This is a genomic window from Variovorax sp. YR634 (assembly GCF_900106655.1).
In the GTDB taxonomy this organism is placed as follows: domain Bacteria; phylum Pseudomonadota; class Gammaproteobacteria; order Burkholderiales; family Burkholderiaceae_C; genus Variovorax.
Genome location: NZ_FNOL01000007.1, coordinates 121,001 through 137,492, shown reverse-complemented (window position 1 = coordinate 137,492; position 16,492 = coordinate 121,001). Strand labels below are relative to the sequence as shown.

At 66.9% G+C, this 16,492-nt stretch carries 13 protein-coding genes; 4 read left to right on the top strand and 9 right to left on the bottom strand.

Annotated elements, in window-relative coordinates; genetic code table 11:
* Nucleotides 1-10 precede the first annotated feature (10 nt).
* The 6 genes from BLV60_RS14880 to BLV60_RS14855 form a co-directional block, all read right to left on the bottom strand.
* Entirely contained in the window at nucleotides 11-1,138 is a 1,128-nt protein-coding gene (locus BLV60_RS14880; RefSeq protein WP_093055759.1) for a porin, read from the bottom strand.
* Between the two features lie 119 nt (nucleotides 1,139-1,257).
* A complete protein-coding gene (locus tag BLV60_RS14875) occupies nucleotides 1,258-2,958 on the bottom strand; it encodes a dihydroxy-acid dehydratase (RefSeq protein WP_093055757.1) in 1,701 nt (566 codons plus the stop codon).
* Nucleotides 2,955-3,413: an aconitase X swivel domain-containing protein gene (locus BLV60_RS14870; protein WP_093055755.1), complete on the bottom strand. Its 459-nt coding sequence runs from the start codon at nucleotides 3,411-3,413 to the stop codon at nucleotides 2,955-2,957. The genes BLV60_RS14875 and BLV60_RS14870 overlap by 4 nt, the downstream gene beginning before the upstream one ends.
* Nucleotides 3,410-4,705: an aconitase X gene (locus tag BLV60_RS14865; RefSeq protein ID WP_093055752.1), complete on the bottom strand. Its 1,296-nt coding sequence runs from the start codon at nucleotides 4,703-4,705 to the stop codon at nucleotides 3,410-3,412. The genes BLV60_RS14870 and BLV60_RS14865 overlap by 4 nt, the downstream gene beginning before the upstream one ends.
* Before the next feature lie 52 nt (nucleotides 4,706-4,757).
* Entirely contained in the window at nucleotides 4,758-5,609 is an 852-nt protein-coding gene (locus tag BLV60_RS14860; protein WP_093055750.1) for an IclR family transcriptional regulator, read from the bottom strand.
* 85 nt (nucleotides 5,610-5,694) lie between these two features.
* Complete coding sequence (locus BLV60_RS14855) at nucleotides 5,695-7,155, bottom strand: FAD-dependent oxidoreductase (RefSeq protein ID WP_093055748.1); 1,461 nt, start codon at nucleotides 7,153-7,155, stop codon at nucleotides 5,695-5,697.
* A 155-nt stretch (nucleotides 7,156-7,310) separates the two neighbouring features.
* Here BLV60_RS14855 and BLV60_RS14850 point away from each other — a divergent pair, with 155 nt between their 5' ends.
* Both BLV60_RS14850 and BLV60_RS14845 read left to right on the top strand, forming a co-directional pair.
* Nucleotides 7,311-8,306, top strand: coding sequence for a Bug family tripartite tricarboxylate transporter substrate binding protein (locus BLV60_RS14850; protein ID WP_093055746.1), 996 nt, complete (start codon nucleotides 7,311-7,313; stop codon nucleotides 8,304-8,306).
* Nucleotides 8,303-9,310, top strand: a complete 1,008-nt coding sequence (locus BLV60_RS14845; RefSeq protein WP_093055744.1) for a Bug family tripartite tricarboxylate transporter substrate binding protein — start codon at nucleotides 8,303-8,305, stop codon at nucleotides 9,308-9,310. Before BLV60_RS14850 ends, BLV60_RS14845 begins: the two co-directional genes overlap by 4 nt.
* Nucleotides 9,311-9,313: 3 nt before the next feature.
* Here the strand turns inward: BLV60_RS14845 and BLV60_RS14840 are convergent, their stop codons facing one another.
* On the bottom strand, nucleotides 9,314-10,174 hold the full coding sequence (locus BLV60_RS14840) for an alpha/beta fold hydrolase (protein WP_093055742.1): 861 nt from the start codon (nucleotides 10,172-10,174) through the stop codon (nucleotides 9,314-9,316).
* Nucleotides 10,171-10,731 (bottom strand): cytochrome b, encoded by a 561-nt coding sequence (locus tag BLV60_RS14835; RefSeq protein WP_093055740.1) that lies wholly within the window; start codon nucleotides 10,729-10,731, stop codon nucleotides 10,171-10,173. The genes BLV60_RS14840 and BLV60_RS14835 overlap by 4 nt, the downstream gene beginning before the upstream one ends.
* A gap of 143 nt (nucleotides 10,732-10,874) precedes the next feature.
* Here BLV60_RS14835 and BLV60_RS14830 point away from each other — a divergent pair, with 143 nt between their 5' ends.
* Both BLV60_RS14830 and BLV60_RS34855 read left to right on the top strand, forming a co-directional pair.
* Nucleotides 10,875-12,338, top strand: a complete 1,464-nt coding sequence (locus BLV60_RS14830; RefSeq protein WP_093055738.1) for a glycosyltransferase family 2 protein — start codon at nucleotides 10,875-10,877, stop codon at nucleotides 12,336-12,338.
* 189 nt (nucleotides 12,339-12,527) lie between these two features.
* Entirely contained in the window at nucleotides 12,528-15,533 is a 3,006-nt protein-coding gene (locus tag BLV60_RS34855) for a glycosyltransferase (protein WP_371127371.1), read from the top strand.
* A 28-nt stretch (nucleotides 15,534-15,561) separates the two neighbouring features.
* Here BLV60_RS34855 and BLV60_RS14820 read toward each other — a convergent pair whose 3' ends face one another.
* Complete coding sequence (locus tag BLV60_RS14820) at nucleotides 15,562-16,395, bottom strand: DODA-type extradiol aromatic ring-opening family dioxygenase (protein WP_093055736.1); 834 nt, start codon at nucleotides 16,393-16,395, stop codon at nucleotides 15,562-15,564.
* Between the last annotated feature and the right edge of the window lie 97 nt (nucleotides 16,396-16,492).

Genomic DNA, 16,492 nt, shown 5'->3' with positions numbered 1-16,492 from the left:
GCTCCTTGGTTCAGAAGAGATGCCGCACACCGAATTCCCACCCCGACGAGCGCTGCCCGGCCCCCGGTGCAACGCCGCCGCTGACCACATAGCGCGCCTGTCCGCTGTTCATCAACCGCGCATAGGTGCCGTAGAGCGCGGTGCGCTTGGAGAGGTTGTGCACGTAGCCAATGCCGAACTGCCGCGCGTCGTCGCGGTTGCGCGGCATGCCGTTGGCGTTGCGCAGGCTCTCGTCGCTGCGGTCGTCGAGGTAGGCATAGCTGATGCGGATGCGGCCGACCTCGAAAGCCGGAATGTGCGCACCGATCTCGGTGGTGTTCTTGCGCACCGTGCCGCCCGCGAGCTTCACCGTCACCTTGTTGTAGAGCGCAAAGAACTTCGCGAAGCCCGCATCCCACGAGCCGCCGATGTTGGCGTGCGTGTAGTTGCCGATGGTGGTGGTGGCGTCGAAGTGCGAGCGAGTGACGGCCGCCGCGATGTCGAACGCGCCCGAGGCGAAGCCGAAGCGCGCGCCGGCGAAGTTGCCGTCGTCGCGGTTCGCGACAGTCGAGTCGTTCTCGCCGGTGCCGACCATCGCCATGCCGTAGAAGCCGCCGATGTTGGGCGGCAGCCAGTAGCTCACCGTGTTGCTGCCGGTGATGGCCGTGGGCAGCGGCCCGGTGCCCGCGCCCGCAAAGGTGAGGTTGCCCGCGCGCGCCACGCCGTTGGCGTTGAAGGGGTCGAAGTAGATGCTGTTGTAGTGCGTGGGAATGAAGTCGTGGCCCAGCCGCACTTCGCCCAGCGTGTCCGACGAGAGGCTCACGAAGGACATGCGGTCGAAGGTTATGGGCCCTGCCGCGCCCGCGCCGCTCGTCTGGTTGTTGCTGTTGCTCGGCCGGCCGGTGCCGTTGTCGGGGTTCAGGCTGCCTTCGAGCCAGAAGCCCGCGCGCAGGCCGCCGCCCAGGTCTTCGGTGCCGCGAAATCCGAGCCGGCTGGTCGAGAGCCCGCCGTTCGACAGCGCCTTGACCGAGCCGCTGCCGGCGCCGCTCGTGTACTGGATGCCGAGGTCCACCACGCCGAACACGGTGACGCTGGATTGCGCATGCGCCGCGCCGCTGCTTGCCAGCCCCAGCGCCGACCACATCAAAAATCTCTTCATGGTTTTTTGTCTCCTGCTTCTTCTCTTCGGTTGAAAAACTCTGGAATCGCGCGCAGGGCTGCGCCACCGGGTGCGAACGGGGGTTCGCACCGGTTGGCGAAGGCCGGGGTGGAAAAGGTCTAGCTCGAGGGCTCGGGGCGTTCGGTGCGCACGAGCACTGCGCCCTTGGAGAGTGGACTCACGTTGCGCCGGTACTGCTGCAGCCAGCCGGTGTCGAAGGCCGGCGGCGGCGCCTGCCAGTCGGCGCGACGGGCCTGGAGTTCGGCGTCGGTCAGTGCGATGTCGAGGCGGCGCGCGTCGAGGTCGATGGTGATCACGTCGCCGTCGCGCACCAGCCCGAGCGGTCCGCCCAGCGCGGCTTCGGGCGACACCTCGGCCACCACGAGTCCCTTGCAGACGAGGCCCGAGAGGTGCCCGTCGGTGAGCAGTGCGACCTGGTCCCCGAGGCCCGCGCCATCGACAGCGAAGACCACGCGCGACGCACCGCCACCCATGGCCGGACCGCCGCAGGCGCCGGCGCCGCGCATCACGACCACCTGACCGGGCACGATCTCGCCCTTCTTCAGGGCGGCGATGGCTGCATCCGAAGTCCAGAAGCACACGGCCGGCCCGGTGAAGCGTCGCACCTTGCGCTCTGCGATGCCGGTCTTGATGAGGCCAGACTCGGGCGCGAGGTTGCCGCGCAGCAGCACGATGGCCGGCAGCGGTGCGACCGGGCGGTCGATGGGGCGGATCACTTCGGCATCGGCCACTTCGGCGTTGCGCAGGTTCTCTGCCACCGTGCCGCCGGTGACCGTCAGCGCGCTGGTGTCGAGCAAGGGTTCGAGCTGCTTCATCAGCGCACGGCAACCGCCCGCTGCCTCGAAGGCCTCGATGGAATGCTCGCCGATGGGCCGCACGCCGGCCAGCACCGGCGTCGTGGGGCCGAGGCTTTCGAAGAGGCCGTACACGTCGACGCCGCACTCCCCCTCGGTCGCTATCGCCTGCAGGTGCTTCGCGGTGTTGAGCGAGCCGCCGACTGAAAGCACCGCGCGCACCGCGTTGGCGAAAGCGCCGGGCGAGAGGATGTCGCGCGGCTTCAGGTCGTCCCACACCATCTGCACGATGCGGGTGCCGGCTGCGCGCACGTCGGCCATCATCTTCTCGCTCAGCGCGGCCACCGGCGCGCTGCCAGGCAAGGCCATGCCGAGCGCTTCGCAGACGATGTGCATCGAGTTGGCCGTGCCCAAGCCCGAGCACACGCCCGGGCCGCGGATCGCTTCGCGGCTCATGCCCACGAGCTCTTCCACCGGCAGGTTCCCCGTGACGGCGTGCATCGCGCCGATGAACACCTCCTCGATGTCCATGTGCCTGCCGCGGTACTCGCCGCTGGGCTGGTAGCCGCAGGGCACCAGCAGCGTCGGAATGTTGAGCCGAGCGGCAGCCATGAGCTGGCCCGGCACCGTCTTGTCGCAGGAGGTGAGGCACACCATGCCGTCGAGCTGTGCGCCTTCGACTGCCACCTCGATGTCGTTGGTGACCAGATCGCGCGCACCCAGCATGTAGGCGCCACGCGCACCGGCGCCGGTGATGAAGTCGCTGGGCGCTGCCGTGCGGATCTCGAAGGGAATGCCGCCCGCAGCGCGGATCGCGGCCTTTATCTCCCCAGCCACGCGGTCGAGATGGCTGAAGCAGGCGGCCAGCTCCGACGAACTGTTGACGACGGCGATCTTGGGCTTCTCGCAATCCTCTTCCGGAATGCCGAGCGCGCGCCAGTGCGCATTGCGCACCGACCACAGGTAGGAGCCGCGCGGGAAGTTGCTGCGCAGGGGACGGGTCATGGGCGATCTCCGGATGTGTTGTTCTTCTTGGTGATCTCGATCACGCCACGGTCGGCGTCCACGCGCACCCAGTCGCCGGTTGCGATGCACTCGAGCGGGTCGCGCTCGAAGTCGGTCATCGATGGCGAATGCGTGACCACGGCGCCCAGCGCCATCTTGGTCGTCATCTCGTTGAAGAGGAATGCTGCCGGCGCCGAGTTCATGAGCCGCGTCATGTGGAACATCGCCGACCAGCCCGACGAGCCCTTGGCTCCCGGAAACACCAGCACCTTGCCCGCGAAGCTCTGGCCGCGCAGTTCGTGCCGCGTCTCGATGACGGTGCCGGTGCGCGGATCGATGCCGCCCCAGCCCGAGATGCGGTCGCGCGTGACCAGGGCCTCGCCCTCGGCTACGCCGCCCACCACCTTGCGGCCACGGATGACGATGGTTTTTTCCGTGATGACTGCGTCGCTCATGCGTAGCCTCCGTTCCAGCGGCCGGTGCAGGCGGCATCGATGCATTCGGCCGTGCTGCCGAACCAGGCCTGCACACCGAGGATGGCGGGCAGGTAGTGGGCCTGCTTGGCCGAATCGAGCGCCACCGTCTTCGTGCCCTTGGGCACGGCGCGGCTCATGGCGGAGCAGCTGTCGCTCATGATGATTCCGCCCGCGTCCTCGATGATCTTCGTGTAGCCGTTACGGTCGGCCAGCGACTTGATGGCGCGCGGCGTGAAGATCCACAGCTCGCAGCTCGGATGCACCTTGCGGCCCTCGATGAGCTGCGCGGCCTCCCAGATCTGCTCGATGGTGTAGTGCGGGCAGCCCAGCATCACGTACTGGATTTCCGAGTCCTTGCCCGTGACGTTGATCTTCTCGTAGGTGGCGCGGCGCTCGGCCTCGCCGTAGCGCAGCACCTCGACCGGCGCACGGCCGCCGAGCGCCTGCTCGAGCGTCAGCGCCTCGGGCGTGATGCCGGCAATGTGATACATCTCCACGCCGCCCGATGAAGATGCCGCGGCGCCAAAGTGCTTGAGCCGCGGCAGGTTCGGCACGCGGCCAATGCCGCGCTTGCTGTGCACCACCGGCACGCGCTCCTGCACGTGCTCGCCTATGTAGTAGCCGAGCAGGCCCCAGTCCTGCACAGACTCGACCTCGATGTCTAGCTCGACCACGTGTGTGGCGCGGCGGTTCTCGTCGAGGTGGTAGCCCCAATACGGAATACGGCCGGTGAGCATGGCGGCACCCGTGCTCTCGCGGCCTTCGGTGTTGGTGCGCGCGCCCAGCACCGAATTGCAATACACGACCGCCGACGACTCCATCCACGCGCAGTGCTCGCCGCGCGTCGGGATGTTGCCGACCTGGTACGGCGTGCAGGTGTTCATGATCTGCGCGCCTAAGCCGGCAGCGTGCCGCTCGCTCCTGTTGTAGAACTGGACGATCTCCTCGCTCACGCCCATGCGCTCGGGCTGGCCGGGGTCGAAGCCCAGCTGCAGGTGGCTGGTGAAGACCTTGAACCTCGAAATCTCGACGGTTTCCTGGCTGTCGAGGCTGAATTCGGAGAACACCGCATCCATGCCGCCGCCCTTGGCGAGCGCGAAGTCGCGCTGGAAGGGCGTGGTCGATGTGATGGTGGCGCAGACGTTGCGCGTCTCGACCAGCCGCTCGGCGCCCAATGCCTCGCCGTAACGCATCAGCAGGTCCATCGCCTTCTGCACGGCCGGGCCGTCGCGCCCGTCGTACATGGCTTTTTCTTCATCGCTCAGGTGCATGGCCTGTGTCTCCGTTCTTCTGTGTCGTGGGGGGGAACCCCGGCCGGGCCTGCTAGCCCGGCGAGGGTGTGGGCACGTGGCCGCCGATGTCGCGCGCAATGCTCAGCGCGATGTCGTGCAGGCGCGGTGCGAGTTCGTTGCGCAGGCGCTCCTCGGTGAAGACGAAAGCAGCGCCGCCGCCGTTGAGCGCCATCACTTCGCCGTCAGGCCCGATGAGGGGCACCGACACGGAGTTGATCTCGCGGTGGAATTCGCCGAGCGACAGGCAATAGCCCAGCCGCTTCGATTCGCCGATGGCGCGATTCATGTTCGGCGCGATGCTGTCCCACTCGGGGCCACGCAGCAGGCGCATCGAATCGATCAGCTGGTTGCGCTGCACCTCGGGCAATGCCGAGAGGTACGAGCGGCCGAGCGCCGAGTTGGCCAGCGGCGCGCGCGAGCCCACGTCGAGCCGCGCCGAGAGCATCGACGAGCGCGGGCGGCAGGCCTCGATGAGCACCATCTCCATGCCGTCGCGGATCGCGAGGTAGACCGAGGCGCCCACCTCCTCCGCCATCGCCTGCATGCTGGGCCGCGCTGCGGCGCGCACGTCGAGGCTGCCGAGGAACACGCGCGACAGCGACACCACGCCCGGCCCGAGCATGAAGCGGTCGGCCGCCTGCGCGGGCTTGAGCATGCCCAGCGAGAGCAGCGTGGCGACCAGCCGGTTGACGGTGGGGCGCGGAATACCGGTGATGCGCGCAAGGTCTGCATGGCCCAGCACCGGGCGTTCTTCGCTGAAGCAGCGCAGCACCGAGATGCCGCGCTCCAGCGCGCTCACGGTGTCGGAGCGCTCGCCGCGCACTTCCGCCGGTTCGGCCGGCTCGGCTGCGGAAAAGGAGGTGTCGTTTTTTTCAGTGGACATGGAGGTACCCTTTGCAAGACTCTTCTCAGGACTCTCCAATGTAGAGGCTCGCGAAGAGAGGGCGTCCGGGGTCATGGCCGATGGCTCAGGCTCCGGCCTCGGCCGTTGCAGGCGACACCGCGCCCTGCCCAATTCCGGGTGCCCCGGCTCGCAGGTACACGCCCTGGGCCAGCAGTTCAGACTGCAGCGCACCCACGTCGATGAAGCGCGGCGCAATGCCGCCGCGCGATGCCAGCGCCGCCGCCACGCCCGCGGCCTGGCCGGTGATCCAGCACTGGGGAATCTCGCGCATGAAACCGTGCGAGTTGCGGTCGCACGAGATGTGGCGCCCGCAGGCCAGCAGGCCGTCGAGCTTCTGCGGCACCAGCGCGCCGTAGGGAATGGAGATGTTCGGAAATTTGGGCGACACCGCGGGCGACACGCCGATCTCGTCGGCCAGCGGCACACCGTCGGGCCACTGGCTGCGCAGCACCGAGCCCACGCCGCTCAGGCGACGCGCATGGCGCACGCCGATCTGCGGCGCGCTCAGCATCAGGTAGGCGTTCTCGAAGCCCGGTGCATGGGCGCGGAAGTAGTCCAGGTGCGCGGCCATGGCGCGGTGCGAGCGCACTTCCACGGCAGTGAGGTCGTCCACGTCGAGCGCCGAGTAGCCCGACTGGCGCGGCCCCATGAAGAGGGCAACGTCGTTGCGCCACGAGACGAAAGGCCGCTCGAACAGGCCGCATTGCTCGCGGCCGCCCGCCATGAAGGCGGTGAAGGCCTCGGGCTGGCCGGCCTTGAACTCGATCCAGCGATTCATGTCCACGCCGCCGAAGAGCCACGAGGTGTTCATGCAGTGGTGCACGTCGGCCTCTTCGATGTCGTTCACGTAGTCGGCACCGGCGCGGGCGAACAGGTCGCCGTCGCCGGTGGCGTCGACCACCACGTCGGCCATGATGGCCATGCGGCCTTCCTTGCTCTCGAACACCACGCCCTTGACGGCGCCGTCTTGCACGATGGGAATGGCGGCCCACGAGTGGTAGATGAGCTTGACCTTGCGCTCCAGCACGATCTCTTGCGAGAGCAGCTTCAGCCGCTCGGGGTCGATGGTGGGCGACCAGGTGACGACGCCGTGATAGGCGGCAGTGCGCTGCGACCAGTGCGCGGCCTTGGCCGTGTCCTGCGAGCCCCAGTCTGCACGCGAGGGGCCGGCGATGGCGTCGGCCGGCAGTCGGTCGAACAGCTCTTCGGCGAAGCCGCGGATCACCAGCTTGCCTTCCCAGTCGGTCATGCGGTCGATCCAGATGACGAGGCCGCCGGTCGACAGGCCTCCCAGGTGGTTGTAGCGCTCCAGCAGCGCCACGTCGGCGCCTGCGCGGGCTGCTGCTGCTGCGGCCGCCGTGCCCGAGGGGCCGCCTCCGACCACCAGCACGCCGCAGCGGTGATAGACCGGAATGCTCTTGCCGGGCTCGGCCCAGCTGCCGTGGTCAGGCCGCTTGACGCGGCTGTCGCGGTCGAAGATGTCGGAGGACAGGATGCGCTCGTCGGTACGGACGACAGTTTTCATGAGTGCGTTCTCGGCTTGGCTTGTTTCGTCGTATTTTGATTTTACTTTCCATTTTGTCAAACTCAAAAGCCATATCTCTGGGGTATTCCCTAGTAAATATGGATTTTTATGGTTTTCAAGATCAATATAGAAAGAGAAATCCAACGGAGACATCGATGAAGAAACTTCACGGCACCCGCCGTGCCTTCGGCTCGGCCCTCGGCGCCGCAGCCTTCCTGGGCCTTGCATCACTGGCCGTGGCGCAGGACTTTCCGGCGCGCGGCAAGCCCATCCGCATCGTCGTGGGCTTCACCGCCGGCGGCGGCACCGACGCGCAGGCGCGCATCGTGGCGCAGAAGCTCGGCGAGGTGCTGGGCACCAGCGTGATCGTCGACAACAAGCCCGGGGCCAGCACCATGCTGGCGGCCAACGAGGTATCGCGCGCCCTGCCCGACGGCTATACGCTGCTGTACGCGCCCTCGTCCACCATGGCGCAGAACCCGCACACATTCGCCCAGGTGCCCTACGACCCGTTCAAGGACTTCACCGCCATCTCGATGGGCGGGCGCGGGCCGCTGGTGCTGTCGCTGAGCACCAGCGTGCCGGTGAACAACGTGAAGGAACTGGCGGCCTACGTGAAGGCGCACCCCGGCAAGGTGAGCTATGCCTCGTTCGGCGCGGGAACCTCGTCGCACATCTACGGCGAGGCCTTCGTGAAGAAGACCGGCATCGACGCGGTGCACATCCCGTACAAGGGCGGCTCCGACGCAGCGAAAGACCTGATCGGCGGGCGCGTGCAGTACATGTTCGACTCGGCCTCGTCGGCCATCATCACCTCGGCCACGGGCAAGGTAAAGATCCTCGCGGTGGCCGCCAGCGCGCGCATTGCCGCGCTGCCCGACGTACCCACCTTCGCCGAGCAAGGCTACGCGGGGCTCGATCTGCCGAGCTGGTTGGGCTTCTACGGGCCGGCGCGCATGCCGGCGCCAGTGGTCGAAAAGCTCAACACGGCGCTCGCGAAGGTGCTGGCGATGCCGCAGGTGCGCGAGTTCTATCGCAGCGGCGGCTACGAGGCCGGGGGCACCACGCCGGAGGAATTTGCCGGCATCACGCGCTCGACCTACGACAGCTGGGGAGCGATGGTGCAGCAGGTCGGGTTGGCCAAGCAATGAGCGGCATGCGCTCCCTTCTTGGTCGCCGCCGCTTTACCGCCTGGCTTGCGCTCGGCGCGGCCATGCCACTGCTGGCAGCCCATGCCGCCGCACCTTTTCCGGACAAGGGCCGCACCATCCGCATCGTGCTGGGCCTGGCGGCAGGTGGCGCGTCGGACTCGCAGGCGCGCTTCGTCGCCAACAAGCTCGGCGAGGTGCTGCAGACGCCGGTGATCGTCGAGAACCGGCCGGGCGCGAGCTTCATCCTTGCGACTGAAGAGGTGATCCGCGCCGCGCCCGACGGCTACACCTTCATGTACGCGCCCTCCTCCGTGGTGGCGCAGAACCCGCAGACGCTGGCGCAGGTGCGCTACGACCCGTTCAAGGACCTGACACCGATCTCGCTAGGCGCGCGCGGGCCGCTGGTGCTGACCGTGCATGCGAGCGTGCCGGCGCGCACGGTGCAGGAACTGGTGGCGTACATCAAGGCCAACCCGGGGAAGATGAGCTACGCCTCCTTCGGCACCGGCACCTCGTCGCATATCTACGGCGAGGCCTTCGCGCGGCAAGCCGGACTGGACGTGGTGCACGTGCCCTACAAGGGCGGCGCCGACGCCGCAAAAGACTTTCTCGCGGGCCGCGTGCAGTACTACTTCGATGCCGCGCCCAACGCCATCCAGAACACGGCCACCGGCAAGGTGCGCATGCTGGCAGTGGCGGCGCCGAAGCGCAGCCCGATGCTGCCCGACGTGCCCACCATGGGCGAACAGGGCGTGAGCGGCGTGGACATGCCGAGCTGGCTGGGTTTCTATGGGCCGGCGCGCATGCCGGCTCCGGTGGTCGAGAAACTGCATGCCGCGCTGGCGCAGGTGCTGGCGATGCCGGCCACGCGCGACTTCTTCCGCCAGGGCGCGTACGAGGCCGAGTCGTCGAGCCCCGCGGAGCTGGCCGCGCTGACGCGCGCGACCTACGAGCAGTGGGGCGACATCATCCGCAAGCTGGGGCTGGTGAAGCAGCAGCAATAGGGTTCAGCGAAAGAACTCCAGCAGCCGCGCGTTGACTTCATCGGCGCGCTCGTACTGCGCCCAGTGCCCGGCGCCGTCGATCACCACGCCTTCGCGCCCCGGGCCTTCGGCCACCAGCCGCGCCACCAGCGGGCGCGGGTCGGCGGTGACGTCGTACTCGCCCCACAGCAGCAGCGTAGGCACGCCCAGCGTACCGAGCGCCTGCTGCAGCCCGCCCGACTGCGACACCTCCTTGCTGCGAAAGCGCGTGCCATGGCACGAGATGTCATGGATCTCGAAGGCCAGCGCGTCGATGGCTGCCGGGTCGTGCAGCATCAGCGCGGCCAGGTTGTTCAGCAATGCGGCGCGTTCCGCCTCCCGGTCCGGGGCGGCGCGCCAGTTGATCATCTGAGCCGTCATGCGCCGCAGCGTGCCGTGGCCGCCGCTGCCCACGAGCGCGAAGCGGCGGATGGCTCCGCGCCGCACGGCGAACCGTGCAGCCGTCAAGCCACCGAAGGAGAAGCCGCCGAGGTCGATGGACGTGCCCGCGCCGATAAGCTGATCGAGCGTGCCGCCGAGCGCATCAAGCAGCGGTGGCAGCGAGTCTTCGCCCGGTGCCACGCGCGGTGGCGCATCGGATTCGTTGAAACCCGGCATGTCGGGCAGCCACAGCGTGCGGCCTGCCGATAGCGCCTCGGCGTTGCGCAGCCAGTGCATCCAGCTGCCATGGCCGCCGTGCAGCAGCACCAGCGGGGGCCGGGCGGTGTCGGTACCGAAGCGGCGCCAGCGCACGCGCACGCCCTCGTGCACCGGGTCGTAGTGGGTCGACAGCGCGTCGATGCGGGCGATGGCCTCGCGGGCCTTGGTCTCTTCTTGTGTGGTCATGGCAGCATCCGCTGGAGTTCGGCCTCGCCGTCGAAAAACTGGTGCTTGAGCGCGCCCAGCACGTGCAGCGCGAAGAGCACGTAAAGCACATAGCCCGCCCAGACATGCACGCCGCCCAGCACGGTGTGCCAGGTTTCCTTCATGGTGGGCTCGATGGCCATGATCCAGCCGATGCGCGGCCATTCGAACAGGCCGAAAAGCTGCATCGGGTGGGTGGCGGCGTCTTTCCAGGCCGAGTCGTGCATCCAGCCCGACAGCGGCAACAGGATCATCAGCAGATACAAGGTGCCGTGGGCCGCATGCGCCGCGAACCGTTCGAGTGCACCGTACGAGCCCGGCATGGCCGGCGGCTTGTGCGTGGCGCGCCACAGGAGCCGCAAAATCACCAGGCCCAGCACCGTGATGCCGATCGACTTGTGGGTGTCGACGGCCGGGCGCACCCAGTCGTCGGGGTAGTAGTCGACCAGCAGGATCAGGGCGATGTTGACGGCCATGAGCACGGCTATCAGCCAGTGCAGCGCGATCGCGGTTCGGGTGTAGCGGGTTTGTGCGAGCATGCGGGGAATTTTCGGGCGTGGGGCGACTCAGTCGATGACGCGTGCGATTGTCCCGGCTTTGCCTTGGGACTTTCGAAACCGCAGGCCGAGTTTTTGCGTATCGACAACGAACCACCGACCGACAGCCGCCCGGGCACCTTCCCTTGAACGATCCTTTCCAAAGCGCCTTCGTGGCCGCATCGCCGCGCCTGTCTCCACCCAGCACCCCGCTGCGAAGCTGGCTCATTCACGGGAGCGTACTCGTGCTGTGGGCACTGCTCTTCGCCATGGCCTTCAAGGTCGGCAATGTCGGGGCCTGGTCGGTGGGGGTGGCTTATGTGCTTTACGACACCGTGCTGCTGCTGTTCGTCGCCTGGATGACGCTACCGATATTGCGGCCCCGGCCCTCGCCTTCCCCTGCAGCCGCGGTGAGGCGCAACACCCTGGGCGTGATCGTCGCCTCGCACAACGAGGCAGCCGTGCTGCCCGTGACGCTGGCCGCCCTGCTCGGCCAGACCGACGCACCCGACCGCATCGTGATCGCGGACGACGGTTCGACCGATGGCACGGCAGAGCTGCTGACCACGCACTACGGGCTCGTCGCGCCCGAACTTGGTTCGCTGAGCGCTGCCAGTGCAACACACCCCTCTCTTTACTGGCTGCGCCTGCCGCACGGCGGCAAGGCGGTTGCGCTGAACGCGGCCGTCCTGTGCATCGACACCGACACCGTGCTCACGGTCGATGGCGACACGCTGCTCGACACCCAAGCCATCGGCGCCGTCCGCCGCGCTTTTTCCGAAGAGCCGAACCTCGTCGCCGCTACCGGCGTCATCACCCCGGTGTGCAGCCGCTCGCTGGCCGGCCGCTGCTTCCAGTGGTTCCAGACCTATGAGTACATCCGCAACTTCCTCTCGCGTTATGCATGGATGCGCGTCAACGGCCTGCTGCTGATCTCCGGCGCCTTCGCCGGCTTCAGGACCGACGCGGTGCGCGCCGTGGGCGGCTTCGACACCGACTGCCTGGTGGAAGACTACGAACTCATCCATCGCCTGCACCGCCATGCGCAGGCGCACGGCCTGCCGTGGACGGTGCGCGTGCTGGGCGACGCACAGGCACACACCGATGCCCCGAGCAGCACCGGCGCCTTCCTGCGCCAGCGCCGCCGCTGGTTCGGTGGCTTCCTGCAAACGCAGTTCTGGTATCGAGCAATGGTTGGTGACCGGCGCTACGGCTGGCTCGGCGTCGCGATGCTGCCGGTGAAGGCCATCGACACGCTGCAGCCGCTCTACGGGCTGGCCGCCTTCGGGCTGCTGCTGATGTATCTGGTGCGCGGCAACTTCGGCGTGCTGGCGCCGGTGGCCGGCGTGATCGGCGCGAAGATCGTGCTCGACCTCGCATTTCACCTGTGGTCGGTATACCTGTACCGGCGCTGGATCGGCCACAGCAGCGAGGCGAACATGGCGCAAGCCTTCATGGCAGCGCTGGTCGAGCCATTCACCTTTCAGATCCTGCGCCACACGGGTGCGGCCTGGGGTTGGTGGACTTTCCTGACGGGGCGCGGTACGTGGGGGCGGCAGACGCGCGTGGGGTTGGTCGATGCCGATGGTGCGCGGCGGGGCCCGCACTAGTGCGTCAGGCGTAGACACACGCATCCACCGTTGGCGTTCGTGAAGTCAGCCGCGAACACTCGCGCGCTGAAGACAAAGTGTTGCTCAATCTTTTGACCAGATTGACAGCAAGACTTGGGAATCACCGGAGGTTTCGCATCAAGCGAGATCCCGGCGGTTCTTTGTCACTTCACTCACGTTGGACGCCAGATGCTGTCACTCGCCCAATCTCGAGAACCCGAACTCCTCGACGAGAGGCCCGCCCGTCAATCCCGTTCGGCCACACCAGCAGACCCGACGCTGTGGGAACTCTATGAGTCACACCGGGGCAAGGTCTCGGACAAGTGGATGCTCTACCTTTCGGAGTACGAGCGACTGCTGGCGCCGCGGCGCCCATCGGTCATGCGCATGCTGGAGATCGGCGTCCAGAATGGTGGATCGCTGGAAATCTGGGCGCGCTACTTCCCCGAGCTTCGCCGGTTGGTCGGATGCGATATCAATGCCGACTGCGCAAGACTCTCCTTTGAGGACACCCGCGTCTCAGTGGTGCTCGGCGATGCCAACACCGATGCCGTCGCCAAACGGATCACCGCGCATTGCGAACGCTTCGACCTGGTCATCGACGATGGCTCGCACCTGTCGGGCGACATCGTCCGGTCGTTCTGCCGCTACTTCGATCATGTGACGGACGGGGGCCTCTACATCGTCGAAGACCTTCATTGCAGCTACTGGCACAGCCATGAGGGCGGGCTTTTTCATCCGACTTCGCCCATGGCTTTCTTCAAGCGCCTTGCGGATGTGCCGAACCACGAGCACTGGGGCGTGAGTCGCACGCGCAGGGATAGCCTGCATCTCTTCCTCCAGGCCCATGGTGCAGACATCGACGAGGCAATGTTGAGCCGCGTGCACTCGGTGGAGTTCATCAACTCCATGTGCGTGATCCGCAAGGACGCACCGTCCGCCAATGTCCTCGGCCAGCGCTTCATCGCCGGTCGCGAGGAGCCCGTGGTCACAGGGCTTGTGCCCCTGCACCTGAAGGAGCCCATTCGTACCGATGAGCAGTTCAACCCGTGGGCCCGCACGAAAGTGGAGCGGGAGAAAACGCTGGCAAGCGCCCTGGAGGCTTGCGAGCAGCGATGCGCGACCCTTTGCGAGCAGCTTGCGCAACGCGAGTGCGAACTCGCACAGGTATCGGCCACTTCCGATAGGGCGCTCAAAACCCTCGACATCACGCGCGCGCAACTGGCCGAGGCCGACACCCAACGCCACGCCCTGCTGCAATCGACCAGTTGGAGGGTGACGGTGCCGCTGCGATGGCTGGGACGACAGGCGCGTCGGGCCAGGCGCGTGCCGCGACTGCTGTCCGCCGTTGCGGCGCAACACCGTGGTGCGGTCCAGACGGTCCGTTCCGCAGCACGGATCTATCGAGAGTCTGGTTTCGGCGGGGTCGCTCGTGCGGCTGCAGCTTTGGAAGCTCGTGCCGCGCAGGCCACAACAAACGACGCGCCGCCCTATGCGCGCTGGGTCGAGCGCTATGACAGCATCGATGAAAGAAAACGCGCCGACTTGCGCCGGCACCTGGCACAGCTGCCTCGGCAGCCGCTGATCTCCGTGGTGATGCCGACCTACAACGCCAACCCCGCTTGGCTGCGCGCGGCCATCGAGTCGGTAAGGGGCCAGATCTATCCGAACTGGGAGCTCTGCGTCGCGGACGACGCATCCACTGACCACAGGGTCCGGAAGGTGCTCGACTCTTATGCGCACGACGTGCGGATCAAGGTGATCTACCGCCCGGAGAACGGGCATATCTCGGCCGCCTCCAACAGCGCCCTCACTCTCGCCGAGGGTGAATGGATAGCGCTCCTGGACCACGACGACCTGCTGAAGGAGGACGCACTCCTGTGGATGGCCGACGCGATTGTTCGTGCGCCCGAAGCGCGACTTTTCTATTCCGACGAGGACAAGCTCGACGCGAGCGGTGAGCGTTTCGATCCCTACTTCAAGCCCGACTGGAATCCGGACCTCTTCTATTCGCAGAACATGTTTTCGCACCTGGGCCTGTACCACGCTGAGTTGGTGCGACAAGTGGGCGGTTTCCAGGTCGGCATGGAAGGCGCGCAGGACTATGACCTCGTGCTGCGCTGCATCGAGCACGTCGCGCCGGAGCAGATCCGGCACGTTCCGCGGGTCCTGTATCACTGGCGCGCTCACGCGGAAAGCGCGGCAGGCAATGTCGACGCCAAACCCTACGCGCAGCTTGCCGGCGAACGCGCGCTCAATGAGCATTTCCGGCGCCGTGGTGTCCAGGGTTTCATCGCACATTCGGACAACGGCTACCGGGCGCACTACGCCTTGCCCGAAGTCCACCCACTGGTGACGCTGATCATTCCCACACGCAATGGCCTGTCGCTGCTGCGCCGCTGCATCGGCAGCATCCGGACGCGGACGGACTACCGGAACTTCGAGATCCTGGTGATCGACAACGGCTCCGACGAACCTGAGGTCCTGGACTATCTCGACGAGCTTTCGAGCCAACCCGATGCCAGGGTGCTCCGGATCGACGGCCCTTTCAACTACTCCGCGCTGAACAACCGCGCCGTGGCCCACGCAAAAGGCGAACTCGTCGCACTGCTGAACAACGACACCGAGGTCATCTCACCGGATTGGCTGTCTGAGATGGTCTCCATCGCATTGCAGCCCGGGGTGGGCGCCGTCGGTGCGAGGCTCTGGTACGCCGACGATACGCTGCAGCACGGCGGTGTCGTACTCGGCATCGGCGGCGTGGCAGGCCACAGTCACAAACGGCTGCACAGGCAGGGCCTCGGCTACTTCGGGCGTGGCAGCCTCATCCAGACATTCTCGGCTGTGACCGCGGCGTGCCTGGTGGTTCGCCGCTCCACCTACCAGGCGGTGGGTGGCCTCGACGAAGTCAACCTGAAGGTGGCATTCAACGATGTCGACTTCTGCCTGAGGCTGCGCGCGGCCGGGCTGCGCAATGTCTGGACGCCTTATGCCGAGCTCTACCACCATGAATCCGCCACTCGCGGTTCCGACGAGGCACCGGAAAAGCAGCAGCGTTTTGCAGCGGAGGTGCACTACATGCTGGACCGATGGGGTGACGAACTGCACTGCGATCCTGCCTACAACCCCAACCTGACGCTGACGACAGAAGACTTTGCGCTGGCGAGCCCGCCGCGCCTGTCGACTCCCGCCTGACGCTGCGGCGTGCCAGGCCGCAGTCAGCTCAAGCGCCGAAGCGGAAGCTCGACACCACCAGACCGCCCATGAAGGCGTCTTCGTGGTACACGCGCTCGCCAGCCTCTGCCTCGGCCGCTCCGACGGCCACCATCAAAGGAATCAGATGCTCTTCACGCGGATGCGCCATGCGCGCCGCCGGGGCTGAATCCCAGTCGAGCAACTGCGCGCTGCGCTCGCCAGCGGAGCTCTTCACCACCGCCTCATCGAGCCAGTCGTCGAAAGCCTTCGACACCCCATGCGCCTGCGGGCCGAAGTTGCGCAGGTTGTGATAGCTCAGCCCGCTGCCGACGATCAGCACGTTCTCGTCGCGCAGCGGTGCGAGTGCGCGGCCCAGCGCCAGGTGCTCGGCCGGGTCGAGCCCGCGCCGAAGCGACAGCTGCACCACCGGCACGTCGGCCTTCGGGTACATCGCGGCCATCGGCGCGAACATGCCGTGGTCGTAGCCGCGCTCGGGATCGATCTGCACCGGCAGGCCGGCAGCAGCGATCAGCGACTGCACGCGCTGCGCGAGTTCGGGCGAGCCGGGCGAGTCGTAGTGCACCTCGTAGGTATGGGCCGGGAAGCCGCCGTAGTCGTAGATCATCGGCGGCTTGGGGCTGCCCTGCACCGTGAAGGCAGGCGCCTCCCAATGCGCCGACACCATGAGGATGGCGCTGGGCGTGCGGCCGATCTGGCGTGGCATGTCGGCCAGCGAGGCGGCGAGCTGGTCGTAGGTCGGGCCCATTTCCTTCTTCATCCAGGGCCAGGGGCCGCCGCCGTGCGAGATGAAGTACGTGGGCAGGCGCGAAGCGTTGTTCGCGGTGGTGTTGTCGTGGGTCAAGCCGATGCTCCTTGAAAGCGTTGCATCGACTGTAGACATTTCCTGCAGGGAAATCGACAGGCTACGATGCATCGAATCAGTTCCTCACAGGAAAGCT

What these genes read in the sequence shown, in the direction of transcription:
- BLV60_RS14880 (WP_093055759.1), bottom strand. Translation starts at nt 1,138, where the DNA reads ATGAAGAGATTTTTGATGTGGTCGGCGCTGGGGCTGGCAAGCAGCGGC.
- BLV60_RS14875 (WP_093055757.1), bottom strand. Translation starts at nt 2,958, where the DNA reads ATGACCCGTCCCCTGCGCAGCAACTTCCCGCGCGGCTCCTACCTGTGG.
- BLV60_RS14870 (WP_093055755.1), bottom strand. Translation starts at nt 3,413, where the DNA reads ATGAGCGACGCAGTCATCACGGAAAAAACCATCGTCATCCGTGGCCGC.
- BLV60_RS14865 (WP_093055752.1), bottom strand. Translation starts at nt 4,705, where the DNA reads ATGCACCTGAGCGATGAAGAAAAAGCCATGTACGACGGGCGCGACGGC.
- BLV60_RS14860 (WP_093055750.1), bottom strand. Translation starts at nt 5,609, where the DNA reads ATGTCCACTGAAAAAAACGACACCTCCTTTTCCGCAGCCGAGCCGGCC.
- BLV60_RS14855 (WP_093055748.1), bottom strand. Translation starts at nt 7,155, where the DNA reads ATGAAAACTGTCGTCCGTACCGACGAGCGCATCCTGTCCTCCGACATC.
- BLV60_RS14850 (WP_093055746.1), top strand. Translation starts at nt 7,311, where the DNA reads ATGAAGAAACTTCACGGCACCCGCCGTGCCTTCGGCTCGGCCCTCGGC.
- BLV60_RS14845 (WP_093055744.1), top strand. Translation starts at nt 8,303, where the DNA reads ATGAGCGGCATGCGCTCCCTTCTTGGTCGCCGCCGCTTTACCGCCTGG.
- BLV60_RS14840 (WP_093055742.1), bottom strand. Translation starts at nt 10,174, where the DNA reads ATGACCACACAAGAAGAGACCAAGGCCCGCGAGGCCATCGCCCGCATC.
- BLV60_RS14835 (WP_093055740.1), bottom strand. Translation starts at nt 10,731, where the DNA reads ATGCTCGCACAAACCCGCTACACCCGAACCGCGATCGCGCTGCACTGG.
- BLV60_RS34855 (WP_371127371.1), top strand. Translation starts at nt 12,528, where the DNA reads ATGCTGTCACTCGCCCAATCTCGAGAACCCGAACTCCTCGACGAGAGG.